Source organism: Stenotrophomonas sp. 57 (assembly GCF_030291075.1).
Classification (GTDB): Bacteria; Pseudomonadota; Gammaproteobacteria; order Xanthomonadales; family Xanthomonadaceae; genus Stenotrophomonas.
Window position 1 is genome coordinate 1,389,647 of the sequence record NZ_CP127407.1, and the last position, 23,135, is coordinate 1,412,781.

General features: G+C 68.2%; 20 protein-coding genes. 12 read left to right on the forward strand and 8 right to left on the reverse strand.

Features of this window, described 5'->3' with window-relative positions; translation table 11 throughout:
- Positions 1 to 158: 158 nt before the first annotated feature.
- Entirely contained in the window at positions 159 to 2,360 is a 2,202-nt protein-coding gene (locus QP512_RS06375) for a TonB-dependent receptor (protein ID WP_286071390.1), read from the reverse strand.
- A gap of 135 nt (positions 2,361 to 2,495) precedes the next feature.
- On the opposite strand from QP512_RS06375, the gene QP512_RS06380 reads away from it, so the two are divergent.
- Both QP512_RS06380 and QP512_RS06385 read left to right on the forward strand, forming a co-directional pair.
- The gene (locus QP512_RS06380; protein ID WP_008264835.1) at positions 2,496 to 2,909 is read left to right on the forward strand and encodes a MerC domain-containing protein; all 414 of its coding nucleotides are present in this window, start codon (positions 2,496 to 2,498) and stop codon (positions 2,907 to 2,909) included.
- Positions 2,910 to 3,019: 110 nt separating this feature from the next.
- On the forward strand, positions 3,020 to 3,199 hold the full coding sequence (locus QP512_RS06385; protein ID WP_004150462.1) for a 30S ribosomal protein THX: 180 nt from the start codon (positions 3,020 to 3,022) through the stop codon (positions 3,197 to 3,199).
- 109 nt (positions 3,200 to 3,308) lie between these two features.
- Here the strand turns inward: QP512_RS06385 and QP512_RS06390 are convergent, their stop codons facing one another.
- The 3 genes from QP512_RS06390 to QP512_RS06400 form a co-directional block, all read right to left on the reverse strand.
- On the reverse strand, positions 3,309 to 4,559 hold the full coding sequence (locus tag QP512_RS06390) for an ectonucleotide pyrophosphatase/phosphodiesterase (protein WP_286071391.1): 1,251 nt from the start codon (positions 4,557 to 4,559) through the stop codon (positions 3,309 to 3,311).
- Positions 4,560 to 4,832: 273 nt separating this feature from the next.
- Complete coding sequence (locus QP512_RS06395) at positions 4,833 to 5,324, reverse strand: methylated-DNA--[protein]-cysteine S-methyltransferase (RefSeq protein WP_286071392.1); 492 nt, start codon at positions 5,322 to 5,324, stop codon at positions 4,833 to 4,835.
- Positions 5,321 to 6,799, reverse strand: coding sequence for a DNA-3-methyladenine glycosylase 2 (locus QP512_RS06400; protein WP_286071393.1), 1,479 nt, complete (start codon positions 6,797 to 6,799; stop codon positions 5,321 to 5,323). Before QP512_RS06400 ends, QP512_RS06395 begins: the two co-directional genes overlap by 4 nt.
- Before the next feature lie 454 nt (positions 6,800 to 7,253).
- Between QP512_RS06400 and QP512_RS06405 the strand changes: the two genes are divergently transcribed.
- From QP512_RS06405 to ubiM, 4 genes are all read left to right on the forward strand, one after another.
- Positions 7,254 to 8,417 carry a hypothetical protein gene (locus QP512_RS06405; RefSeq protein ID WP_286071394.1) on the forward strand — a complete coding sequence of 388 codons (1,164 nt, stop codon included), beginning with the start codon at positions 7,254 to 7,256 and terminating at the stop codon, positions 8,415 to 8,417.
- Positions 8,418 to 8,475: 58 nt separating this feature from the next.
- On the forward strand, positions 8,476 to 9,021 hold the full coding sequence (locus QP512_RS06410) for a DUF4019 domain-containing protein (protein ID WP_286071395.1): 546 nt from the start codon (positions 8,476 to 8,478) through the stop codon (positions 9,019 to 9,021).
- Positions 9,022 to 9,032: 11 nt separating this feature from the next.
- Positions 9,033 to 9,422, forward strand: a complete 390-nt coding sequence (locus tag QP512_RS06415) for an MAPEG family protein (protein WP_286071397.1) — start codon at positions 9,033 to 9,035, stop codon at positions 9,420 to 9,422.
- Between the two features lie 80 nt (positions 9,423 to 9,502).
- Positions 9,503 to 10,681, forward strand: coding sequence for a 5-demethoxyubiquinol-8 5-hydroxylase UbiM (gene ubiM, locus QP512_RS06420; RefSeq protein WP_286071398.1), 1,179 nt, complete (start codon positions 9,503 to 9,505; stop codon positions 10,679 to 10,681).
- A gap of 13 nt (positions 10,682 to 10,694) precedes the next feature.
- Here ubiM and QP512_RS06425 read toward each other — a convergent pair whose 3' ends face one another.
- Entirely contained in the window at positions 10,695 to 10,916 is a 222-nt protein-coding gene (locus QP512_RS06425; RefSeq protein WP_012479588.1) for an RNA-binding S4 domain-containing protein, read from the reverse strand.
- A 267-nt stretch (positions 10,917 to 11,183) separates the two neighbouring features.
- Here QP512_RS06425 and QP512_RS06430 point away from each other — a divergent pair, with 267 nt between their 5' ends.
- The 6 genes from QP512_RS06430 to QP512_RS06455 all read left to right on the forward strand — a co-directional run bounded on the left by QP512_RS06430 (position 11,184) and on the right by QP512_RS06455 (position 20,777).
- Positions 11,184 to 13,130, forward strand: coding sequence for a DEAD/DEAH box helicase (locus QP512_RS06430; protein ID WP_286071399.1), 1,947 nt, complete (start codon positions 11,184 to 11,186; stop codon positions 13,128 to 13,130).
- Positions 13,131 to 13,360: 230 nt separating this feature from the next.
- A complete protein-coding gene (locus QP512_RS06435; protein WP_286071400.1) occupies positions 13,361 to 15,784 on the forward strand; it encodes an EAL domain-containing protein in 2,424 nt (807 codons plus the stop codon).
- A gap of 110 nt (positions 15,785 to 15,894) precedes the next feature.
- On the forward strand, positions 15,895 to 17,559 hold the full coding sequence (locus tag QP512_RS06440) for a diguanylate cyclase (RefSeq protein WP_286071401.1): 1,665 nt from the start codon (positions 15,895 to 15,897) through the stop codon (positions 17,557 to 17,559).
- A 34-nt stretch (positions 17,560 to 17,593) separates the two neighbouring features.
- Entirely contained in the window at positions 17,594 to 18,316 is a 723-nt protein-coding gene (locus QP512_RS06445; protein ID WP_286071402.1) for a pseudouridine synthase, read from the forward strand.
- 115 nt (positions 18,317 to 18,431) lie between these two features.
- Positions 18,432 to 19,496 carry a sensor domain-containing diguanylate cyclase gene (locus tag QP512_RS06450; protein ID WP_286071403.1) on the forward strand — a complete coding sequence of 355 codons (1,065 nt, stop codon included), beginning with the start codon at positions 18,432 to 18,434 and terminating at the stop codon, positions 19,494 to 19,496.
- A gap of 120 nt (positions 19,497 to 19,616) precedes the next feature.
- A complete protein-coding gene (locus QP512_RS06455; protein WP_286071404.1) occupies positions 19,617 to 20,777 on the forward strand; it encodes an AAA family ATPase in 1,161 nt (386 codons plus the stop codon).
- Between the two features lie 45 nt (positions 20,778 to 20,822).
- On the opposite strand, the gene QP512_RS06460 is transcribed toward QP512_RS06455, so the two are convergent.
- The 3 genes from QP512_RS06460 to QP512_RS06470 are packed head-to-tail and all read right to left on the reverse strand — an operon-like array spanning position 20,823 to position 23,063.
- Positions 20,823 to 21,770 (reverse strand): DMT family transporter, encoded by a 948-nt coding sequence (locus QP512_RS06460; RefSeq protein ID WP_032128349.1) that lies wholly within the window; start codon positions 21,768 to 21,770, stop codon positions 20,823 to 20,825.
- A 34-nt stretch (positions 21,771 to 21,804) separates the two neighbouring features.
- Positions 21,805 to 22,623, reverse strand: coding sequence for a DUF72 domain-containing protein (locus tag QP512_RS06465; RefSeq protein ID WP_286071405.1), 819 nt, complete (start codon positions 22,621 to 22,623; stop codon positions 21,805 to 21,807).
- A complete protein-coding gene (locus QP512_RS06470) occupies positions 22,620 to 23,063 on the reverse strand; it encodes a VOC family protein (RefSeq protein WP_286071406.1) in 444 nt (147 codons plus the stop codon). Before QP512_RS06470 ends, QP512_RS06465 begins: the two co-directional genes overlap by 4 nt.
- Positions 23,064 to 23,135: the final 72 nt, after the last annotated feature.

A 23,135-nucleotide genomic window follows, 5' to 3' on the forward strand; every position in this document is an offset into this window, starting at 1 on the left:
CACATCTTTGTGACGGATGCGTGATGGTGCCGGCCCCAACGAAACGGGGGCCCGAAGGCCCCCGTGGGAGATGCAGTAGATCCACGCGATGGGTGGATGCCGATGCTCCGGGCGCGGATCTTTCCTGCGGAAAGGAATCCGACCCCCGCCATACGCGATCAGAAGTACGCGCGGATGCCGAATGCGACGCCACGGCCCGGCAGCGGCGCATAGTCGCGCAGCAGCGAGGTGTGCGGGCGCACTTCGCGGTTGGTCAGGTTGCTGCCATCCAGGAACACTTCGTAGCTGTTGGTCGCGTTGCGGTCCCAGCGGTAGGCCAGGTGCGCGTCGACCAGGGTGTAGCCGTTGCTCGGCTCCTCGTTCTGCGCCACATCCTTCTGGCGGCTGTAGCGCACGGCGCCCAGCGAGGCGCGCCAACCGTCCTTCGACCAGCGCAGGTCGGCGCCGACGCGGGCCGGGGCGATGCGCGGCAGGTAGCCGGTGTTGGCCAGTTCCACCGTGTAGTTGTGGTTGTGGTCGCCGTGCGGCACGGCGATGTCGAGATTGCGGCTGCCGCTGCCATCCAGCTTGGCTTTCACGTAGTCACCGAACAGGCGCAGATCCCAGTCACCGGCGTTGCCTTCGAACAGGTGTACCAGCGCTTCGGCTTCGGCGCCCTTGAACACCGCGTCCTGCTGGGTCCACGTGCGCACCGGCAGGCCTTCGGTGATGCCGGTGTCGGCCAGGTAGATGAAGTCCTTGAACTTCGTCTGGTAGATCGACGCAGAGAAGTCCAGGCGCTCGCTGTGGGTGTGGATGCCCAGCTCGACGCGCTGGCCACGCTCGGTCTTCAGATTGGCGTCGCCGATCTCCAGTGAGCGCGTAGCGATGTGTGCACCGGCGGCGTACAGCTCTTCATTGGTCGGCGCACGCTCGGAGCTGTCCACGCCGAAGCGCAGGTCGACGGCATCGTTGAGCTTCCAGATGCCGGCAGCGGACAGGTTGGTGGCGTCGAACGTACGGCGGCGGTAGTCGCCGCTCGGGTCCAGCTTGACCTGGTCATGACGGCCGCCCAGTTCCAGCTTGAACGGGCCGAACTGCTTTTCCTGCAGCACGAACACGCCCAGGGTGTCGGTCCCGGTGTTGGGCACGAATGCCTCTTCTCCCTTGGCGCCGAAGCGGCTGTTGCCGAACTGCAGGCCGAACGCGCCATTCCAGCCGGCGATCTCGTTCTGCACTGCTTCCAGGCGCCCTTCGATGCCTTGGTTGGTGAAGCGGGTGGACGGCACGCCGCCTTCCAGTTCGGTGTGCTCGTAATCGGTGAAGCCGGCACGCAGGTTGATGTTCTTCAGGAACGACACCGGGTTGTAGATGCCCGCCTTCAGGTCGAAGCGGTTCTGCACCATGTCGATGCGAACGTCATGTTCGTCACCTTCCTCCCCGTCGCCATGATCGTGGTCATGATCATGGTCGTGGCCGTCACCATCGGCATGCACGTGCGCGCCGTTGGGAATGCCGTAGTTGGTGCGGTAGGTGCTGGCGGCGAGGCCGAAGTAACCGCCTTCGCCCAGCCAGGTGGCGCCCAGGCCACCGGCGCGGGTGCGGATGGAGCTGTTGTCCAGGCGTCCACGACGCGGTTCGTCCGCGTCCGCATCGCCGTGGTCATGATCGTGGTCGTGGTGGTCTTCCAGCGCATCGATCACGGCATAGCCGGGAATCCTGTAGTCATCGCCATTGCGCACCAAGCCATCGACGTGGATCACCCAGTCGCCGTTGACGCCGTCGAGGCGGAACATGCCGCTGCGTTCCTTGTTGACGGTATTGCCGCGGATCTCGGCGCGGCCGCTGAGCGGACGGTCCGGCAGCTCGCTGGCGATGCGGCCATCGACCACGTTGACCGCGCCGCCGATCGCACCGCTGCCGAACAGCAGGGTTGCCGGGCCCTTCAGCACTTCGATCTGGTCGGCCAGGAACGGCTCGATGCTGGTGGCGTGGTCGGCGCTGACGGTGGAGGCGTCCATGTTGCCGACGCCGTTGGACAGCACCTGCACGCGCGGACCTTCCTGCCCGCGGATGATCGGGCGGCCGACGCCGGGACCGAAGTAGGTGCTCTGCACGCCCGGCAGCTTGGCCACGGTGTCGCCGAGGGTGCCGGCCTTCTGCTCGTCCAGGCGTTCGCCGGCCAGCACTTCCACCGGTCGTGCCAGCGACTCCGCGTTGCCCTGCAACGGCGAGGCGGTGACCCGCACCGACGACAGCTCGGTCAGGTGGCGGTCACGATGGGAGTCGTCATCGCCGGCGGCAAAGGCCACGGAGGGCAGCAGGGCGGCGAGGGCCAGGGCCAGGGAATGCGGCTTGAACCGCGGGATTGGGGCAGGCATGGGTGGGTCCTTTGTTACAATGTATCAATCACGGGGCGCACGAATCCCGTCGGCGAGACAGGGGGAGGGAAACCGTGCGGGTCGGGAGCGGATGTTATATTATTCCATAACGATTCGCCGACCCTGCTGGAAGTCATGTCCCTGTCCTCACGCCTGCGCCACCTGCTCGACCGTTTCGGTGCCACTGGTTCGATGCTGTGCGCGGTGCACTGCGCGGTGATTCCCGTACTGCTGGCCGCAGCCCCTTCGCTGGGCCTGTCGTTCTGGCTGAGCGACGGCGTGGAGCAGGCCCTGGTGGTGTTCGTGACCCTGCTTGGCCTGTTCAGCCTGGTCTGGGGCTACCGTCGCCACGGCGCCCTGCGTGCACTTGGTTTTCTCATTCCGGGCCTGGTGGCGCTGTGGGCCGGGGTGCTGTACGACCCGCTGCACCACAACGCGGTGCCGCATGCGGTGGTGATGACCATTGGCGGCCTGCTGGTGGGCGTCGCCCATCTGGTCAACCTGCGCCTCAACCACGGCCACGTCCACGACGCCAGCTGCGCGCACTAGGCGCTCCGTGATACGCTTTCCGATCGTGCGCGGGGGCGCCCAGCAAGGCGGCCCCGCCGAACCCGTGTCAGTACGGGATAACCAGATTTCACACTTGAGGAGTTGAAGACATGGGTAAGGGTGACCGCAAGACCGCCAAGGGCAAGCGCTACAACGCCAGCTACGGCAACGCCCGTTCGCACACCGCGAGCAAGGTCGCCGTAGGCGCCGCCGCCCCGGTTGCCAAGAAGACCGTGGCCAAGGCTCCGGCGAAGAAGGCTGTGGCGAAGAAGGCCGTCGCCAAGGCCTGATCAGGCCGGTGATGAGTCCAAAGAAAACGCGGCGCCTGGCGCCGCGTTTTTTTATGCGTGTCGTCCGGGCCGCCGCGTTCGCCGGGCCATGCCCGGCGGAGACATTCGATCAACGCAGGGTCTGCTTCAGCGTTTCCGGATTGCCATCATTCGGCGCGGCAGGCACCTGCAGCAGGTGGGCCAACAGCGGGTAGACATCCACGTTGTCGAAGCCATCGATCACCACACCCTGGCGGAACGACGGGCCACCGGCCACGAACACCGCACGCATGGAGGGCAACGCGTTGTCGTAACCGTGCGAGCCGCGATCCTGCTTGGCGCGCATAGCGATCTTTTCGCGGTGCAGCGCATCCCAGCCTTCATCCATGGCGCAGACGATGGCCGGAACCCGCGGATGCGTGCCGTAATGCCAGCGCGGCGGCAGGTTTTCCTTCTTCCAGCATTCGTAATGCGCATGGCGGCCAAGCAGCGCGCGCTCGGCATCCGCTTCGCGGCCGGGCAGCGGGGCGAACCCGACCGACTGGCCCTGGCTGACATTGCGCGCGATGGCTGGGGCCACCATCGATTCGGTGGCGATCACATGGCCATCGGCCACGCTGGCCATGCCGTGGTCGGATACCACGATCACATTGGTGGTCGATGCCAGGCCGCGCTGCTGCAGCCCATCGAGCACCTGCCCGATGATCTGGTCGGCACGCACGATGGCGTCGGTGTACTGCTTCGAATCCGGGCCGTAGTGATGGCCGGCCTTGTCCACGTGTTCCATGTACAGCGTGGTCAGACGTGGCGCATCGGCGTCGGTCTGTGCCAGCCAGTCGAGCACGATGCCGGCGCGCTGCTCCAGCGGCTCCTGGCCGTCATAGACGCGCCACTGGCTCGGGCGCATGCCGCGGATTTCCGACTCGCTGCCCGGCCACGAGGTGGTGGCGGTGCGCACGCCAACGTTCTCGGCGCCGACCCAGATCGGCTCGCCGCCCCACCAGCCACTGGTGGTGACCGCGTCGCGGTTGCTCAGTTCGAAACGGCCCAGCGTCGCATCGTCCATGCTGTTGTTGACGATGCCGTGGTGGTCCGGGCGCAGGCCGGTGACCAGGGTGTAATGGTTGGGGAAAGTCAGTGACGGATAGGACGGGGTCATCCAGTGTGCACGCACGCCGCCGTCGATCAGTCGCTGCAGGTTCGGGGTCAGGCCGCGGTCCAGCGCGTCGGCACGCAGGCCATCGATGGAGATCAGCAGCAGCTTGGGCGGCGCAGCCGCTGCAACAGGGGTGGGAACAGAGGCGGAAGGGGCGGGCGCGGTGGTGCAGGCGGCCAATGGCAGCAGCAGCGCCAGCGCGCAGGTCAGGCGTACGGAAGTCATCCACGCATGATAAGCCGGTGCAATGACCAAGCCGAGACAGGGCCCGCTATCGCGTGCCCTGTCCACGCATTTCTCCTTATCCCCGCGCCTGTCGGCGCGCCCCCCTCAACAACAAGGGGCTCTTCTCCAGACAGATTACAGACGCTTCCATCCACGCATGGCGTGGATCTACCGTGTCGACCGGACCCACCTCGCCATGCCTCGGAATGCTGCTGTTGCTTCAGCCGTTGCGGTTGCCTCTGCGGGTGCCGGGCGCAGCCCGGCCAGCAACTCTCAGGCGAACAGCGGCGCCTGGCGCTGTTCCAGCCGCAGCAGTGCAGCCTTGGTTTCCAGCCCGCCGCCGAAACCGGTCAGCGCGCCGTTGCTGCCGATCACGCGATGGCAGGGCAGGATGATCGGCAGTGGATTGCGGCCGTTGGCTGCACCCACCGCGCGGGTCGCGCTGGGTTGGCCCAGGTGCTGCGCCAGTTGCAGGTAGCTCCAGGTCTGGCCGAACGGGATCAGCGCCAGCGCCTGCCACACGCGCAGCCGGAACGGGGTGCCACGTGGCGCAAGCTGCAGGTCGAACTGGTGGCGCTCGCCGTGCAGGAACTGCAGAAGCTGGTCGCGCGCTTCCGGCAAAGCATCCGGCGCGTAATGCCAGTCGTCGCGGCCGCGTGCCGGATGGCGGTTTTCCGGGAACAGCACATGCGACAGGCCACGCTCGTCACCGGCGATGGTCAGCACGCCGATCGGGCTGTCGAAACGGTCGTACAACAGGGTCATGTCGGTTCTCCAACGAAGGTGCCGGACAGGTGCCACAGGTGCAGCACGGCGTAGGCGCGCCACGGGCGCCACGGTTGCGAGCGCGCTTCGGCCGCACGCTCGCTCAGGCGCTGGCCCTGGGCGTGGCCGAGGACCTGCTGCAGCACCAGGTCGCCGGCGGGGAAAGCATCGGGCTGGCCAAGTCCGCGCAAGGCGATGTACTGCGCGGTCCACGGGCCGATGCCGGGCAGTGCCACGCAGCGGGCCACGAACTCCTCCAGCGCCTGGCCGGGCCCGAAGTCGAGCTGGCCGCTGGCGCAGGCAGCAGCCAGCGCACGCACGGTGGCGGCGCGGGTACGCGGCAGGCCGATCGATTCCAGCGGCGCTTCGGCCAGCACCTCCGGCGCCGGGAACTGGCGATCAAACTCGCACGGCATGCCAGGCAGATGCGCCCCGTACGCATCCACCAGGCGCCGCGCAAAGGTCGTGGCCGCGGCGACGCTGACCTGCTGGCCGAGCACGGCGCGTACGCCGACCTCGAAGCCATCCCAGCCACCGGGAACGCGCAGCCCGGGGCGTTCGGCGATGCCTCGCGCCAGCAGCGGTTCTTCGCCCAGCGCGGCATGTACCTGCTGCAGGTCGGCATCCAGATCGAATACGCGACGCACGCGGCGCACGATGTCGGGGATCAGGCGCGGATCCACCGCACCCAGCTGCAGACGCAGTTCCGGGCGCTTGGTGTCGGCGGTCACCCGCAGCAGGGTGGGGCGCTCGGGTGTGCCCAGCACCCGCTGGTAGCTGTCTTCGCCGATCAGTTCAATGCCGGGCAGGCTGCGTTTGCGCAGGAAGGCCAGCATGCGCGGGAAGTCCAGCGGCGGGCGATACACCAGGCGCAGTACCAGGCCGCCGTCATCGGCAGCCAACGGCTGGTGCTGGCGGCGCAGCGCGGTCGGCGCCATGCCGCAGCCCTGCAGGAAGGCGGTGTTGAAGCGGCGCAGGCTGTTGTAGCCGGCGGCCAGCGCAACGTCGGTCACCGGCAGCGTGGTTTCAGTCAGCAGCTGCTTGGCCAGCAGCAGGCGGTGGGTGGCATGGATCTGCCCGGGTGTGGCGCCGAGATGTTCGACGAACAGGCGCTGCAACTGGCGCGCGCTGAGTCCGATCTTCTGCGCCAGGTCCGCGACCGGCTGCTCCTGCAGGAAGCCGCCGTGGATGATGGCCAGGGCGCGCTGTACGGTCTGCCCGGCGAGGGCCTGCTGGGCCTGTGGCGCCAGTTCCGGCCGGCAGCGCAGGCAGGGGCGGTAACCGGCAGCGGCGGCCGCGGCTGCGGTCGGGTAGTAGGTGATGTTGCGCGGCTTCGGCGGTGGTGCCGGGCACACCGGGCGGCAGTAGATGCCGGTGCTGCGCACGGCGGTGAAGAACACGCCGTCGAAGCGCGCGTCGCGGGCCAGGCGGGCGCGGTCGCAGGCGGCGGTGTCGAGGGCGAGTGCGGTGTCCATGGCGCCAGTCTAGGCCTGCGGGGGCGGCGATACTCGCCACATTCGGACATGGATGCTGGAGGGGGTTGGGCAGGGCTGCGCCCTGCACCCGCAGAGGCCACAGCAACAGCAACAGCAGGCTTCCTGCGGGAGGGCGGGGTGGGCCCGGTGGCAGGGGACGCTGCAAGTACGTCCCTGTAAGCTCGGTCGCGCCATCCATGGCGCTCACGCCCCTGCCACCGGACCCACCCCTCCTTCGACAGTTTCCCGCGGCCTGCCGGAACGGCATCCCGCTCTGGTAGGTGGCGACCTTGGTCGACACGGTAGATCCACGCCATGCGTGGATGGAGTGTTGGAAGACGCTGTAATGAAAAGGATGGAGCCAGAGGGTCAGAAGAGGTTCAGTGCCACGCGCTGAATGCGCGCGCTGGACGGGTAGACTGTGGCCCTTGTTCCCTTGAAATCCGGTTGCCCGATGTCCGCCAAACTGCGCTGGTTGCCCCTGTTGTGCCTGGCCCTGGCGGGCTGCAGTCAGCTGGAGAATCCGGGCAACGTGACCGCCGCCGACAAGGCGGCGCGGGCGCCGGCCAGCGATGGCGAGAACATGGTGTCGATCAATGCGGCCGATGCGCCGCCACCGCCGGCACCGCCGCGCAGCCAGGCGGATCGGCCGTGGCCGCAGGCGCAGTTGGAGAATGGCCGTGCCTGGGTCAGCTGCAGCACGGAATATGCGGGCGAGGCCGGCGACGGTGTCGAGCTGGAAGGCCTGCAGCGCGAGCAGATCACCCAGGCACTGGCGCCGTGCGCCGAGCGCGGCCTGATGCGCGTGCGTTACGCCGGCAAGATCAATCCGGGCTTCGCCGAGATGATGTGGCGGTTGGCGGTGGTCGCCGACCAGCAGAAGATCCACAAGCGCATCCTCGATCTGGATTCCAGCGGCGGCCAGGTGGAATCGGCGATCGTCGCCGGTGACAGCATCGGTGAATCCGGCTGGACCATCTGGGTGCGCGAAGGCTCGATCTGCCACAGCGCCTGCGTATTCGTGCTGGCCGCCGGTGACAATCGCCTGCTGTCGGGCAAGGTCGGCATCCATCGCATGATGCGCATCAGTTCCAAGGCCACCTCGCGCGCGGAACTCAACCGCGAGCTGCACGAGGTCTACGACAACGTGAAGGACTACCTGCAGCGCAACGGCGTGGCGGTGGGCGTGGCCGACCTGATGATGACCGTGCCCAACCGCAGCCTGCGCCTGCTGACCCCGGACGAACTGCGCCAGTACGGCCTGGATGGCACCAATGCGGTGCAGGACGATCTGGAGCGGATCAAGCAGATGCGTGCCTGCGGCGACGATTTCGTGCAGCGCAAGGACGCGTTCCTGATCGCGTTCGACCAGCAGTGCAAGCGCGAAGGCGCCGACATGGAGTCGATCAACAGCTGCGGCCAGGCGTTGAAGCAGCGCTTCGGTTTCCCGGATGCGGTGTGCCCGGAAGAAAGCCCGCTGTCGGAGATCGACGTGGCGACCCTGCCACCGGCACCGTCGGAGCCGCCGCCGGTGGCCGAGCAGGCGCCCGCAGACGTCGCCAAGCCCGCCGCGCAGGCCGATGCCGCCGTGGTGGAGGGCAGTGCCCGCGCGCGCTGACGGCGCGGTCACCACGCTGGCGTAGACTGCGGTTCTTTCCCGAGAACCGGCGGTGTCCATGAAGCGCTTGCTCCTGCTGCTGTCCCTGATGCCCTTCACCGCGTTGGCGCAGGCCCCTGCGCCGAGCACGTCTGCACCGGCACCTGCGCGGCCTGCACCGGCATCGCCAGCGGCTGCGAAACCGGCCACCGCCGGCGCTCCGGCGTTGACCGCCGCGCAGCAGGCGCAAGTACAGAAACAGGATGCGGAAATGGGTGCGGCGGCGATGAAGGCCGCGCAGCTGGTCGATGCCAACCGCGCTGGCGAATTGTGGGATGGCGCCTCTGCCGTCGCGCGCCGTGCGGTGCCGAAGGCCGCCTTCGTCAGCCAATTGACCAACGAACGCGCGCGCCTGGGAGCGCTGGCCGGGCGTGGCCAGCCGACCATCACCCGGGTCAAGTACAGCGCCGGTGCCGCCGTGCCGGAAGGGCTGTACATCAACGTCAGCTTCCCGACCCGGTTCGCCAACAGCGCGCAGCCGGTGCGCGAGCTGGTCTCGTTCCGTTTCGACGAGGACCAGGTGTGGCGCCTGGCCGGCTACAGCCTGCGCGCGTCGGCACCCTGAGGAGATGAACCATGGCAACTGAACTGACAATGCTGGCCTGGTCGGTGCTGCTGGGCTTCGTCTACATCTTCGCCACCTCTACCGTGGTCACCCGCGAGCGCGGGATGAAGTGGAATGCCTCGGCACGGGATGGCGATGCAAAGCCGCTCAGCCCACTGGCCGGTCGCCTGCAGCGGGCGCAGGCCAATTTCCTGGAGACGTTCCCGTTCTTCGCCGCCGCCGCCATCGCAGTGGTCGTGGCCGGTCGCGGCAACGACACCACGGCACTGGCGGCGCAGGCCTACGTCTGGGCGCGCGTGATCTATCTGCCGCTGTACGCCGCAGGCGTGCCCTACGTGCGCAGCCTGGTGTGGCTGGTGTCGCTGCTGTCGGTCCTGGCGCTGGTGTTCGCACTGCTGTAACCCGGCGCTGATCCAGATCAAGGCCGCTCAGCTGCGTGGCGCTATGCTGGCGCGGACTGAATCAACGGCAGGAGGCGCGCATGCGCAGGATGGACGTGGTGGTGGTCGGCGCAGGGCCCGCGGGCCTGTGCTTCGCGCGCGCGCTGGCTGGCAGCGGCCTGCAGGTCGGGCTGGTTGACGTCCAGCCGCGCCAGGCCCTGGTCGAGGCCGCCTTCGACGGGCGCGAAATTGCGCTGACGCATGCCTCGCGGCAGAGCCTGGAGCAGCTGGGCCTGTGGCAACGCCTGCCGCACGCCGAAGTTGCCGAACTGCGCGATGCCAGGGTGCTGAATGGTGGCTCGCCGTTCGCGCTGACCTTCGCCAGCAGCCAGGTTGATGGCCAGCCGCTGGGCTGGCTGGTACCCAACCATCTGATCCGCCGCGCCGCGTGGGATGCGGTGCAGGGCCAGGACGGCCTGGAACTGTTCGACGGACGCAAGGTGCTGGGCGTGCAGGCCGATGCGCAGGGCCACGTGGTCAAGCTCGATGACGGCAGCCAACTGCATGCGCGCCTGCTGGTGGCCGCCGACAGCCGCTTCTCCGCCACGCGGCGCATGCTCGGCATCGGGGCGCAGATGCGCGACTTCGGCAAGTCGATGCTGGTCTGCCGCATGCAGGTCGAGCGCGATCATCACCACACCGCGTGGGAGTGGTTCGGCTACGGCCGCACCATGGCGCTCTTGCCGCTCAACGAGGGCCAGGCTTCGGCGGTGATCACGCTGCCGCCGCGGCAGATCGAGGAGCTGCTGGCAATGGACGAGGTGGCCTTTGGTGAGGCGGTCAGTGCCTGCTTCGAGCACCGCCTCGGCCGGATGCAGCCGGTGGCCACGGCGCAGGCGTACCCGCTGGTGGGGGTATACGCGCACCGTTTCGTCGGCGAGCGTTCGGCGCTGATCGGGGATGCTGCTGTGGGCATGCACCCGGTCACCGCGCACGGCTTCAACCTGGGCTTGGCCAGCGCGCAGCGACTGGCGCAGGGCATCGTCGCGCAGCAGCGACGCGGTGCCGATATTGCGGCCGCGGGCATGCTGGCCAGCTACCAGCGCGGTCACCGGTTGGCGTCGCGGCCCCTGTATGAGGCCACCAACGCGATCGCCAGCCTGTACACCGACGATCGCCGTCCGGCGCGCCTGCTGCGGGCGGCTGGCCTGCGCCTGGCACAGGGCGTGGCACCGTTCAGGCAGTTGATCGCCTCGCACCTGACCCAGCGCGTGGCCTGAACGGATTCAGGCATCAGCCGGCGGCCAGCACCCGGATCTGGCTGTCGGCGAATTCCACCACCTGGCCTGCGCGGATCTTGCAGGCCTTGCGCAGTTCGACTTCGCCATCGACCCGCACCTGGCCGTCACTGATGACCATCTTGGCCTCGCCGCCGCTGGTGACCAGGTCGGCCAGCTTCAGCAGCTGCTTGAGTTCGACGTAGTCACCGTCGAGGTCGAATTCGAGAATCTGCATGGAACGGATTTCCTGGGAAGGGGCGCGGGCCAGCGGCCGGGCCGGGGAAGAGGGCGCGTATTGTGCGCCAGCACGGGGCATGACAGCACGCGCACGACAAGCTGTACGCCTTGTTCAGGATCAATGCGGTATGATTCCGCTCTGAGCGAGTGAAATCTCCTCCGACCGAGCAGCGCCAGGGCACGCGATAAGAAGGGCGCCCAAAGCGCGGACCATCCCCTTTTTTATCGCACTGCCAGGAAGACGGCAGTGCCTTCGGAGTTCCCCATGTCCCAAGATTCCCAAGCGCCGCTGCAGTTCGCGCAGCTCGGCCTGTCCGAGCCCGTGATGCAGGCGGTCACCGCCATCGGCTACGAAACCCCGTCGCCGATCCAGGCCGCCACCATCCCGGCGATGCTGGAAGGCCGCGACGTGCTGGGCCAGGCCCAGACCGGTACCGGCAAGACCGCTGCGTTCGCACTGCCGGTACTGTCCAACATCGACCTGCAGCAGATCAAGCCACAGGCCCTGATCCTGGCGCCGACGCGCGAACTGGCCATCCAGGTTGCCGAGGCGTTCCAGTCGTATTCGTCGAAGATCCCGGGCTTCCGCGTGCTGCCGGTGTACGGCGGCCAGCCGTACGGCCAGCAGCTGTCGGCCCTGCGTCGTGGCGTGCACATCGTGGTCGGTACCCCCGGCCGCGTGATCGACCATCTGGACCGCAGCACCCTGGACCTGTCCGAGCTGAAGACCCTGGTGCTGGACGAGGCCGATGAAATGCTGCGCATGGGCTTCATCGACGACGTCGAAGCCGTGCTGAAGAAGCTGCCGGAGCAGCGCCAGGTGGCCCTGTTCTCGGCCACCATGCCGCCGCAGATCCGCCGCATCGCGCAGACCTACCTGCAGGACCCGGTGGAAGTGACCATCGCGGCCAAGACCACCACCTCGGCCAACATCCGCCAGCGCTACTGGTGGGTGAGCGGCATGCACAAGCTGGACGCGCTGACCCGCATCCTGGAAGTGGAGCCGTTCGATGCGATGATCATCTTCGCGCGCACCAAGGCCGGCACCGAAGAGCTGGCCAGCAAGCTGCAGGCCCGTGGCCTGGCCGCTGCCGCCATCAACGGTGACATGCAGCAGGCCCAGCGTGAGCGCACCATCGCCATGCTGAAGGAAGGCAAGCTGGACATCCTGGTCGCCACCGACGTGGCCGCCCGCGGCCTGGACGTGGAGCGCATCAGCCACGTGCTGAACTACGACATCCCGTACGACACCGAAAGCTACGTGCACCGCATCGGCCGTACCGGCCGTGCCGGCCGCAGCGGTGAGGCGATCCTGTTCGCCACCCCGCGCGAGAAGGGCATGCTGCGCCAGATCGAGCGCGCCACCCGCCAGCCGATCGAAGAAATGCAGCTGCCGAGCGTGGAGGCGGTCAACGACACCCGCATCAACAAGTTCACCTCGCGCATCACCGAAACCCTCGATGCCGGTGGTCTGGACTTCTACCGCCAGCTGCTGGAGCGCTTCGAGAACGAGCAGAACGTGCCGGCCATCGAAGTGGCCGCCGCGCTGGCGAAGATGCTGCAGGGCGATACCCCGTTCCTGCTGCAGCCGCCGGTGCGTGCCCCACGTGAAGAGCGCGCGCCGCGCGAGCGTTTCGATCGTGGCGACCGCCCGGAGCGCGGTGATCGCTTCGACCGCAACGAGCGTGGTCCGCGTTTCGAGCGTGGCCCGCGTCGTGACGATGCCGAAGGTGGTTCCGAGCAGCGTCCGCGCCGCGAGGTTCCGCCGCGTGGTGCACCCGAGCAGGGCATGGAGACCTACCGCATTTCGGTGGGCCACCAGCATGGCGTGAAGCCGGCCAACATCGTCGGTGCCATCGCCAACGAAGCTGGCCTGGAAAGCCGTTTCATCGGCCGCATCGACATCCACGACGACTTCTCGCTGCTGGACCTGCCGGCACAGATGCCGCCGGACGTGCTGTCGCACCTGCAGAAGGTGTGGGTGTCCGGCCAGCAGCTGCAGATGCGTGCGCTGGCCCCGGGTGAAGACACCAACCCGGCCCCGCGTCCGTTCAAGCCGCGCTTCGACAAGCGCGGTCCGGGCGGCCCGGGTGGCCCGCGTCGTGGCGGTCCGGGTGGTCCGGGTGGCCACGGTGGTGACCGCGGCGGTGACCGCGACAGCCGCCCGCCGCGCCGTGACGGCTTCAAGCCGCGCGGCCCGCGCAGCTACTAAGCCGCACCGGTAGCCCTGACAACGCCAGCCTTCGGGTTGGCGTTGTCCGTTCCGGGCCGGCAAAAAGGGACGGAGGGGATCAAGTCGTTTTCGGCATAAGCCCCCCCCGGCCAGCCGTTCACGACATGGTCCCGTCCGTCCCTTTTTTCGCATGGCCAACACATTGCCGGTCCTAGGCTGACCCGGTTCCAAAGGAGGTTGTCACCGCAGCACATTCGGGGGGATCCGGGATGGGTAGGAGTGGCACGGACCAAGAGAGCCGGCGGGTGCCGATGACCCGTGGCCTGGGACTGCGATTTGCGTTGTTGACGGGCATGGCGATCGGACTGGTCGCACTGTCTGCCTTGATCCAGGAACTGCAGGCTGCTTCCACCGCCTGGATCGCCGGCCAGGGCTACTGGTCGCGCGGCCAGCAGGATGCGACCGCCGCGCTCAGCCGCTACCTGGCGCGCGGTGATGCGCAGGATCTGGACGACGCACGCCAGGCCCTGCAGGTGCCGTTGGGCGATCTGCAGGCGCGACTGGCCCTGGAACAGGCCGAGCCGGACGAAGTGAAAGCCAGGCAGGGTTTCCTGCAGGGCGGCAACGCGCGCGCTGACATTCCGCGGCTGGTGTTCTCGTTCCGGTATGCACGCGACATCGGTGCGTTCCATGAAGCGACCGCACTGTGGCGGCAGACCGACGGCGACCTGATGGCCGTGCAGCGCCTCGTTGACGAGTTGCAGCTGCGGCATGGCCAGGGTGTGTTGCCCGTCGTTACACGTGACCGCTACCTCCAGCAGCTGCGTGATCTCGATCGTCGCCTGCAGCTGCAGGCCCAGGCGTTTTCGCAGGCACTGCTGCGCATGGCCACCATGGTCCGTATCGCGACGCTGGTGGTGGGAGGACTGTCGGTGCTGGCGATCAGCCTGATGGCGGTGGCCCTTGCCCGCCGCGTAGGCAAGGACCTGACTGAACACGAGAGCCGCTTCCGTGCGGCCTTCTACCAGGCCAACGTGGGCATGCTCAAGCTCGACACCGAAGGCAAGGTGATCGAAGCCAACCAGGCGATGGCCGACATCCTCGATTACCGGCGTGAAGTGCTGCTGCAGATGTCACTGGGCGATCTGTTGATGGAGGGTGAGCTGGTCATCGACGGCGTTGGCCGCATCGACTGGGACCGTCAGCTGCGGCCGAGCGAACTGCGATTCTGCCGCCGCGACGGCAGCCTGGTGTGGGGGCGCTGGAGCGGGACCGGCGTGCGCACCACGGGCGGTGGCCTGTCGGTATTCGCGATCATCGAAGACGTGAGCCAGACCCATGCGCTGGCACGCGAGATCGAGCACCACGCGAGTCACGATCCGTTGACCGGCCTGATCAACCGCCGCGAAATCGAACGCCTGCTGGAACGTGCGCTGCTGCAGGTGCGAAGCGAGGGTGGCACGCATGCGTTGAGCTACATCAACCTGGACCATTTCAAGCTGGTCAACGACAGCTTCGGGCATGCTGCCGGTGACCAGATGCTGCGCAGCTTCGCCGAATACCTGGTTGCAGCGGTGCGTGACGGAGACTGGGTTGGACGGCTCGGCGCCGACGAGTTCGCGGTGTTCCTCGCACATGCCGGCCAGGACGAAGCCAAGCGCGTGCTGCAGCGTGTGATCCGCAACCTGGGGCAGGCCACGTTCCCGATCAGCGAGGGCAGCCCGCAGCTGAGCTGCAGCATCGGCGTGGTCGAAGTCAGCACCGATGCCCCGGACGTGAACTGGCTGATGAGTGCCGCCGACAGTGCCTGCTATGCCGCCAAACAGGCCGGGCGCAACCGCGTGCACTGCTTCAACGAGAACCGCATGGCGCTGGAGGAGCGGCGCCAGGAGGCCGAGCGCCTGCAGGGTGTCAGCCTGGCAATGGCCGAGAACCGCATGCTGCTGTACGCGCAGCGCATCGCCCGCGTGGGTGACCCCAACTACCTGCATTACGAGGTGCTGGTGCGCATGCGCGGCATCGATGGCAGTCTGCATCTGCCCGGCCAGTTCATGCCGGCGGTGGAACGCTACGGCATGGCGGTGGCGTTGGATCGCCACGTGCTCGGCCTGCTGTTCCGCCATCTCCAGGTCTGCCCGGCGCACGTGCGCCAGCTGGGCCTGTGCAACGTCAATGTATCGGCCCAGTCGATCGCCGAGCCGGGCTTCCTCGCCTTCGTCTGTGACCTGCTGGAACGCAACCGCGCGCTGGCATCCAAGCTGTGCTTCGAGATCACCGAAACCGCCGCGATCAGCAACCTCAGCCAAGCACGCGCTTTCATCGACGCAGTCAAGGCACGCGGTTGCCGCATGGCGCTGGACGATTTCGGGTCCGGCCTCTCTTCGTTTGGCTATCTGCGCCAGTTGCCGGCCGACATCCTGAAGATCGACGGCGCCTTCGTCCGCGACATGGACACCGATCCGGTCAGCCACGCCACCGTGCGTGCGATCAGCGAGCTGGGGCGCGAGCTGCAGATGGAGGTGGTCGCCGAATGGGTGGAGACCCCGGAGGTCGCCGGTGCGCTCACCCGGCTCGGCGTGCAGGGCCTGCAGGGTTATGCGATCGAGCGCCCGCAGCCGCTGGAACGGATGACCCTGACCGATCTGAGGCCGTCCAGGCTGGTGGCGGTAAAGGGACCCGCCGGCGTTGGCTGAACGGCCGGCGCCGACTTTGGTCTACACATGTGCGGCGTGCCCGGCTGCGATAATGCGCGCCAAGGGGCGACGCGCAGTGGGCGCGGACGTAAGCAGGAACAGGACGTGGCGTGGGCGGCAGGCAGAGGCGGTTCGGAACGGGAGCGGTGCTGGCCGTCCTGATGGTGTGGTTGGCGTTGCCGTGGCCGCTTGAGGCTGCAGAGGCCGTGTCGGGCCGCGATTATCTTCTGGTCGGCAGCGCGACCGACGCGCCGACCCCGCACCGTGCGTGCACGCCGCAGATGCTGTCCGGCGCCCGCCAACAGGCCGAGGTGCCCGCGCCGCCGAACGGCTGGTCGGGTGAACCGCAGGCACTGGATGTGTTCAACGTCTTTGCCGGTGAAGTGCGCGTCCAGCACGGCGACCGCGAGATCTGCGGCGACATGCACGACGCCCGCACCCGCGATTCGCGCTTCCGCGCGGGCATCGGCCTGGTGGCCGTGCCGCCGGCGGGCAGTCACGAGCCGTTCCGGGTGTCCTGGCAGACGCCGCTGAAAGCGCGCTGGGTGCCGACCCTGCGGCTGGGCGCGCCCAGCCCGGTACAGCAGAACGACACGGCCCGGCTGCTGGTGCGCGCCGCCTGCATCGCGGTGGCCATCGCGCTGGCGCTGTCGGCGCTGATGGCGTTCCTGACCACGCGCGACCGCAGCTTCCTGGTCTACATCGCCGGCACCACCGTGCTGGTGCTGTGGCAGGCCATCCTCGGCGGTCTCAGCGGTTACCCGGAACCCTGGCTGCCGGTGGGGGAGCATGGGGCGAGGTGGCTGCTGTCGTTGACCGCAGCCTCGCAGGCGCTGGTGCTGCCAGCGCTGTGGCGGCTGAACGGAGGCGACCGCGTGCTGCCTCGATCGCGCGTGGCCCAGCTGCTGGTGCTGTGGACCCTGATCGTGCTGGCCGCGCTGGTCCCGTGGCTGCGCTGGGAGCATCTGGCCTGGGTCGCACAGGGCCTGCAGGTGTCCTATCTGTCCGGGTGTGGCCTGGCGCTGCTGGTCGGCCTGTGGGCACGCTGGCGCGGTGACCGTTGGGCGCAGGCGGGTCTGGCTGCGCTGGCACCCATGCTGGTACTGATCATCGCCGATGCCTGCGGTGCGGAGTGGCTGTTGGAGTATCGGGTGGAGGCGCTGCAGCTGGCGGTGACCTGGTTGTTGATGATGGCGGCCTACGCCCTGAACCAGCGGCTGGGCCGCCTGCGCCAGCAGCGTGACGAGTTGCGCCAGCTGGCCGAGACCGATGGCCTGACCGGCCTGCCCAACCGTCGCGCCGGCCTGCAGCAGCTGGCGCGGCATCTGGAGCGTGTCAACCGCGAGGGAGGGCCGCTGGTGATCGGCTTCCTCGACATCGACCTGTTCAAGGACATCAACGACCGCCATGGCCACGCGGTCGGCGACCAGGTGCTGGTGGCCGTCGCGCGCGCCCTGCGCACGGCGGTGCGCAGCCAGGACGAAGTGGTGCGGATGGGCGGCGAAGAGTTCCTGCTGCTGATGCCGGGCATGCCGCGTGAGGCGGCATCGGCGCGGCTGGACCGCCTTCGCCAGCGCATCACCGAGGCTGGCCTGGCGCTGCAGGTGGCGGGGCTGGAGGTCACTGCCAGCATCGGCCTGGCACAGTGGCGGCCGGGCGAGGATGACCTGGCGGCACTGCTGCGGCGGGCCGACCATGCCATGTACGTGGCCAAGCGCGCAGGCCGCAACCGGGTGTTCGACGGTGAAGAGCTCGATCCACCCGGCCCGGCATGAGGCGCAGCGGGCAGCGATGCCGGATAATAGGGCGATGACCACCCGACTCAACAAACACATCGCCGACACCGGCTTCTGCTCCCGCCGCGAGGCCGATCGCCTGATCGCCGCCCGCCGCGTCACCGTCAACGGCCACCCGGCCGGCACCGGTGCGGTGGTGGGCGCAGAAGACCAGGTGCTGGTCGACGGCCAGCCGCTGCGCGCCCGCGTCGCCCGCAAGCCCGGCACCCGCCGCCACGTCTACATCGCGCTGAACAAGCCGGTTGGCGTCACCTGCACCACCGAGACATCGGTCAAGGGCAACATCGTCGACTTCGTCGGCCACGAACAGCGCATTTTCCCGGTTGGTCGCCTGGACAAGGAGTCCGAAGGCCTGATCCTGATGACCAGCAACGGCGACATCGTCAACCAGATCCTGCGCGCCGAGAACGGCCACCAGAAGGAGTACCTGGTGGCGGTGAACAAGCCGGTCACCGATGAGTTCCTGCGCGGCATGGCCCGCGGCGTGCGCATCCACGACCAGATGACCCTGCCGTGCAAGACCTCGCGGATCGCCAAGTTCGGTTTCCGCATCACCCTGCAGCAGGGCCTGAACCGGCAGGTCCGCCTGATGGCCGCTGAGTTCGGCTATCGCGTGACCCAGCTGCGCCGCGTGCGCATCGACAACATCAAGATCGGCGCGTTGAAGCCGGGCCAGTGGCGCAACCTGACCGAGCAGGAGCTGCAGGGCCTGCTGCCGAAGCAGCTGGACTGGTAAACGACGCCCGTGGGGCCGAGCCGATGCCCGGCTGTCATTTGCCGGGTGCAGCCGGCAACGGGCTCGGCTCCACATCCGCTAGACTTCGCGGCGACCTGCCGGAACGTGACGCTGCATGATCAAGCCCGACAAGCCTGCCAACGAAGCCCTCCGGCTTGAGGCGCTGTACCGCTACCGCATCCTGGATTCGGAGCGCGAAAAATCCTTTGACGACCTGGTGGTCATCGCCAAGGCGGTCTGTGGCACGTCGATGGCGGCGGTGACCCTGATCGACGTCGAACGGCAATGGTTCAAGTCGATCCAGGGCATCGATGCGGCGGAGAACCTGCGCAGCGAATCGATGTGCGGCCACGCCATCCTGCAGCCGCAGGAAATCATGGTGGTCGAGGATGCGCTGCAGGACATCCGCTTCCACGACAATCCGGTGGTGACCGGTGACCCGCACATCCGCTTCTACGCCGGGGCGCCGCTGATCAGCTCCGATGGCCTGCCACTGGGCACGCTGTGCGTGTTCGACGCGCATCCGCAGCACCTGGCCAGCGACAAGGCCGAAGCGCTGGCCGCGCTGTCACGTCAGGTGATGCTGGTGATGGAGCTTCGCCGCTTCGCCCTCGACATCCAGACGCACATGCTGGAACGCGACGACTACGAGCGCCTGCTGTCTGACTACCATGACGTGCTGCTGGCACAGAATGCGGATCTGGCCGCACAGAGCCGCACCGATGCATTGACCGGCCTGCCCAACCGCCGCGCGATGGCGGCCGCGCTGGAAGAGGCGGTGGCCGGGGATCCGCCCAGCGTGGCCTGCGTGGCACTGCTGGACATCGATCATTTCAAGCACATCAACGATTTCCAGGGGCACGCTACCGGCGACCGGGTGCTGGCCGAACTGGGGGCGCTGCTGCGCTCGCATTTCGCCGGTCGCGGCATGGCCGCGCGCTATGGCGGCGAGGAATTCGTGGCGGTGATGCCGGGTACCGACCTGCGCACCGCTGAACTGCAATGCGAGTTCCTGCGCATGGCGGTGGCCGACCTTCCGCTGGGGTTCCCGGTGACGATCAGCGTCGGTGTCGCCCAGCACCGCACTGGCGAGAGCGTGGACCAGACCCTGGCACGTGCCGACAAGGCGCTGTACCAGGCCAAGGGCAATGGACGCAACCGGGTGGAACGGGCGGACTGAAGCGAGCCGCCCGGTAGATCCACGCCATGCGCGGAGGCTGTTCCCGATTGGATAGCGCCGTGTCGCGGCCTGTGCGATTGCGCCCGGCGACTATGGCGTTCCTGCTCCCCGGACACGACCATGCTGCAGACCCTGGCCATTGCCCACTACCGCTCGCTGCATGGGCTGGTGCTGCCGCTGCAGCCGTTGAATGTGGTCACCGGCGACAACGGCAGTGGCAAGTCCAGCCTGTACCGCGCGCTGCGCCTGTTGGCGGAAACCGCACAGGGCGGGGTGGCGGCGCTGCTGGCCCGCGAAGGTGGGCTTGGGTCGGCGTTGTGGGCGGGCCCGGAAAAGATCGACCGCCGCGTCACTGCGGGCGACATGCCCCTGCAGGGGGGCCCACGCCAGGAAGCGGTGGGCCTCAAGCTCGGCTTTGCCACCGACGCATTCGGTTATGCGATCGACCTGGGCTATCCGCCGCCCAGCCGCTCGGCGTTTGCCCTGGATCCGCAGATCAAGGCCGAGGCGATCTGGGCCGGACCGTTCCTGCGCAGTGCCAGCCTGCTGGTCGATCGCCGCGGCGCGACGGTGCGGCAGCGCCACGCGGGCGGCTGGGATCGGGTCGATGATCGGTTGTCACTGTTCGACAGCCTGTTCACCCAGGTCGGTGATCCGCAGCGCATGCCGGAGACCATCGCCCTGCGTGAGTACATTCGTCGCTGGCGCTTCTATGATCATTTCCGCAGCGATGCCGACGCGCCGGCGCGGCAGCCGGCGATGGCCACGCGCACGCCGGTGCTGCATCACGACGGCCGCGATCTGGCCGCGGCCTGGGTGACCATCCTCGAGATCGGGGATCCAGTTGCGTTGGCGCGCAGCGTGGACGATGCGTTCCCGGGCGCCTCGGTAGGCTTCGAGGAACGGGATGGCCGATTGGCGCTGCGCTTCCACCAGCCCGGGCTGCTGCGGCCCTTGTCGATGACCGAGCTGTCCGATGGCACCCTGCGTTTCCTGCTGCTGGCTGCCGCGCTGCACAGCCCGCGCCCGCCGCCGCTGCTGGTGCTCAACGAGCCGGAGACCAGCCTGCATCCGGACCTGCTGCCGGCGCTGGCGCGGCTGATCATCGCCGCCAGTGCACGCAGCCAGGTCTGGGTGGTGTCGCACGCCAGCCGTCTGATCGCCGCATTGGAGCAGGCACCGGGCTGCCACTCGCTGCATCTGCACAAGCAGCAGGGCCGCACGTTGTTGAGCGGGCAGGGGCTGCTGGACGCCCCGGCGTGGCATTGGCCGCAACGCTGAACCGGCAATCCATGCCCGGTAGATCCACGCCATGCGTGGAGGCACTCAATCGGCGATGTTGCGCGCCTCGGCCGTGCCAAGGATCTCCGGATGCTGCACCGGCTTGCGGCGGTTCAGCAGCGGATGCAGGAACACTGCACCGACGATGATCGCCACGCCCAGGTAGAACCACGGGGTGACCTCGTGCTGCTCGCGCAGCAGCACCACCGCCAGCACCACCGCATAGACCGGTTCCAGGTTGGTCACCAGCTGCACGGTGTAGGCGCTCAGGTGGCGCAGCGCGACCAGGGCCAGGGCGAACGGCAGCAGCGTGCAGAACCCGGCCAGTACCAGCAGCAGGATGCCGTCGTGCAGGTCGGGAACCACCCACAGCGGGCTTGCCAGCGCTGGCAGCAGGTAGGGCATCAGCGGTGCCAGCAGGGTCAGGGTGAGGGTGCCGGCCCCCAGCTCCAGTGCGGTGACCGTGAGCGGATCGGCGTGGCTGACCATGCGCTTGTTGAGCGAGCCGAACACTGCCACCAGCAGCGCCGAGATCGCGCCGATCAACACACCCAGGCGCATGCCATCGGGCACGCCGCCGACCACCAGCGCAACACCCGGCAGCACCGCCAGGCCGAAGGCCAGTTCACGCAGCTGGAACGGCCGCTTGGCCACCCACGGCTCGATGATCGACGTGAACACCGGCGCCAGCGCGATGCAGGTGGCGGCCACCGAGGCATTGGCCAGCTTCACCGCGCCGTAGAACGTCAGCCAGTGCAGGGCGACCAGCGCGCCGATGCCGGCGTAGCCGGCCACCAGCCTTAGGGGCAGGGTGCGCAGCCCGCGCCACACCCGTGGCAGCAGCGCCAGCATCGCCGTCACCAGCAGCATGCGCCACCACACCAGCGGCAGCGCGGGCAGGGTGATCAGCTTGCCGAGGATGGCGGTGACGCCCCACAGCAGGACACAGAAGTGGATCTGCCACAGCGCTTTGCGGGTGTCGGGTGTGCTCATCCGCCTATTGTGAGGCAAGGCGAACGTCGCAGCGCTACCCGCGTGTGGAATTACCGGCGTCGTCGCTGAGCCGCTGCAGCGCCATCGCCGCCGCTGGGTTGCGGACCTTGCCCGCGCCGATACACAGCAGGTAGACCTCGCGCGGGATTTCCGGAGGCGGCCCGGCCAGGCACGGCAGGTCATCCACCGGCTCGCCGCGCGACCAGCGCCGGGCCCGTTCCGCCCAGCGTTGCTGCACGGGCGCCGGCAGGCCCTCCCTCAAGCGGGCCTGGCTGCGCTTGATCCTTGCGTAGACGAAGCGGGCGCTGACATCGCCGTGCAGGGGGGCCTCGTCGCTGTCTTCGATCACCAGCGCCACGCCATGCGCGCGTGCAGCGGCCACCAGTGCCGGCCCATGCGCCTCGGCGTTGCGGACTTCCAGAGCGTGTTGCAGCGGCACACCCTCCAGCTGCTTTGGCAGCTGCGCCATCAGCGCCGCCAGCATGGGCGCATCGGCCGGATGGCGTGGATCGAACTGCCACAGCAGCGGGCCCAGCCGATCGCCGAGCGCGAGGGCAGCCTGCAGGAAGGGGGCCGCAGCCTCCACGGTGCTGGACAGGTCACGGCGCTGCACCAGATAGCGGGGCGCCTTCATCGAAAACCGGAAGCCGTCCGGCGTCTGCGCGGCCCACTGCGCACACTGCGCTGCGGTTGGCGTGCGGTAGAAGGTGCCGTTGATCTCGATGCAGCGCAGGGCACGGCTGGCATGGGCCAGTTCTTCACGCTGCGGCAGGCCCATGGGGTAGAAAGCGCCGCCGCGCCATTCGGGAAACACCCAGCCGCCGATGCCGCAGCGGATCGCTGCGGCGGTCACTGGCCGTGGTCCGCGCGCCACGGATCGTAGCTGCCGAACCACCACAGGTAACCTTCCGGGTCGGCGCAGGCGTAACCACGGCCACCATAGTCCTGGCGGGCGATGTCGATGACGATGCGGGCGCCTGCGGCCCTGGCCCGGGCGTAGTGCGCGTCGGCGTCGGTCACGATCACGCAAGCGCTCTGGGTCTGGCGCCCGCCGACCTCTTCCGGCGTCGCGGCATGCTGGCTCCAGGCGCTTTCCTTGTTGGCCGAGCCGAGCATGATCATGCCGTTGCCGAAGGTCAGCTGCGCATGGAACACCGTATCGCCGTCGGCGTACACGGCCTGGGCATGGAAGCCGAACGCGCGCTGCAGCCAGTCGATGGCCGCCAACGCATCGCGGTAGCGCAGGCACGGAATGATGGTGGATCCATTGCTGGGTTGGCCGTTCCCGCCCATGACACCCCTCCTATGGCACAGGGCAGGCTGCGCCGCCGACCGTTACCATCACGCGAAACCCCGGTGACGGCC

Excerpts from the sequence above, each read along its gene's own strand:
- QP512_RS06375 (WP_286071390.1), bottom strand. The coding sequence starts at position 2,360 with ATGCCTGCCCCAATCCCGCGGTTCAAGCCGCATTCCCTGGCCCTGGCC.
- QP512_RS06380 (WP_008264835.1), top strand. The coding sequence starts at position 2,496 with ATGTCCCTGTCCTCACGCCTGCGCCACCTGCTCGACCGTTTCGGTGCC.
- QP512_RS06385 (WP_004150462.1), top strand. The coding sequence starts at position 3,020 with ATGGGTAAGGGTGACCGCAAGACCGCCAAGGGCAAGCGCTACAACGCC.
- QP512_RS06390 (WP_286071391.1), bottom strand. The coding sequence starts at position 4,559 with ATGACTTCCGTACGCCTGACCTGCGCGCTGGCGCTGCTGCTGCCATTG.
- QP512_RS06395 (WP_286071392.1), bottom strand. The coding sequence starts at position 5,324 with ATGACCCTGTTGTACGACCGTTTCGACAGCCCGATCGGCGTGCTGACC.
- QP512_RS06400 (WP_286071393.1), bottom strand. The coding sequence starts at position 6,799 with ATGGACACCGCACTCGCCCTCGACACCGCCGCCTGCGACCGCGCCCGC.
- QP512_RS06405 (WP_286071394.1), top strand. The coding sequence starts at position 7,254 with ATGTCCGCCAAACTGCGCTGGTTGCCCCTGTTGTGCCTGGCCCTGGCG.
- QP512_RS06410 (WP_286071395.1), top strand. The coding sequence starts at position 8,476 with ATGAAGCGCTTGCTCCTGCTGCTGTCCCTGATGCCCTTCACCGCGTTG.
- QP512_RS06415 (WP_286071397.1), top strand. The coding sequence starts at position 9,033 with ATGGCAACTGAACTGACAATGCTGGCCTGGTCGGTGCTGCTGGGCTTC.
- ubiM (WP_286071398.1), top strand. The coding sequence starts at position 9,503 with ATGCGCAGGATGGACGTGGTGGTGGTCGGCGCAGGGCCCGCGGGCCTG.
- QP512_RS06425 (WP_012479588.1), bottom strand. The coding sequence starts at position 10,916 with ATGCAGATTCTCGAATTCGACCTCGACGGTGACTACGTCGAACTCAAG.
- QP512_RS06430 (WP_286071399.1), top strand. The coding sequence starts at position 11,184 with ATGTCCCAAGATTCCCAAGCGCCGCTGCAGTTCGCGCAGCTCGGCCTG.
- QP512_RS06435 (WP_286071400.1), top strand. The coding sequence starts at position 13,361 with ATGGGTAGGAGTGGCACGGACCAAGAGAGCCGGCGGGTGCCGATGACC.
- QP512_RS06445 (WP_286071402.1), top strand. The coding sequence starts at position 17,594 with ATGACCACCCGACTCAACAAACACATCGCCGACACCGGCTTCTGCTCC.
- QP512_RS06450 (WP_286071403.1), top strand. The coding sequence starts at position 18,432 with ATGATCAAGCCCGACAAGCCTGCCAACGAAGCCCTCCGGCTTGAGGCG.
- QP512_RS06455 (WP_286071404.1), top strand. The coding sequence starts at position 19,617 with ATGCTGCAGACCCTGGCCATTGCCCACTACCGCTCGCTGCATGGGCTG.
- QP512_RS06460 (WP_032128349.1), bottom strand. The coding sequence starts at position 21,770 with ATGAGCACACCCGACACCCGCAAAGCGCTGTGGCAGATCCACTTCTGT.
- QP512_RS06470 (WP_286071406.1), bottom strand. The coding sequence starts at position 23,063 with ATGGGCGGGAACGGCCAACCCAGCAATGGATCCACCATCATTCCGTGC.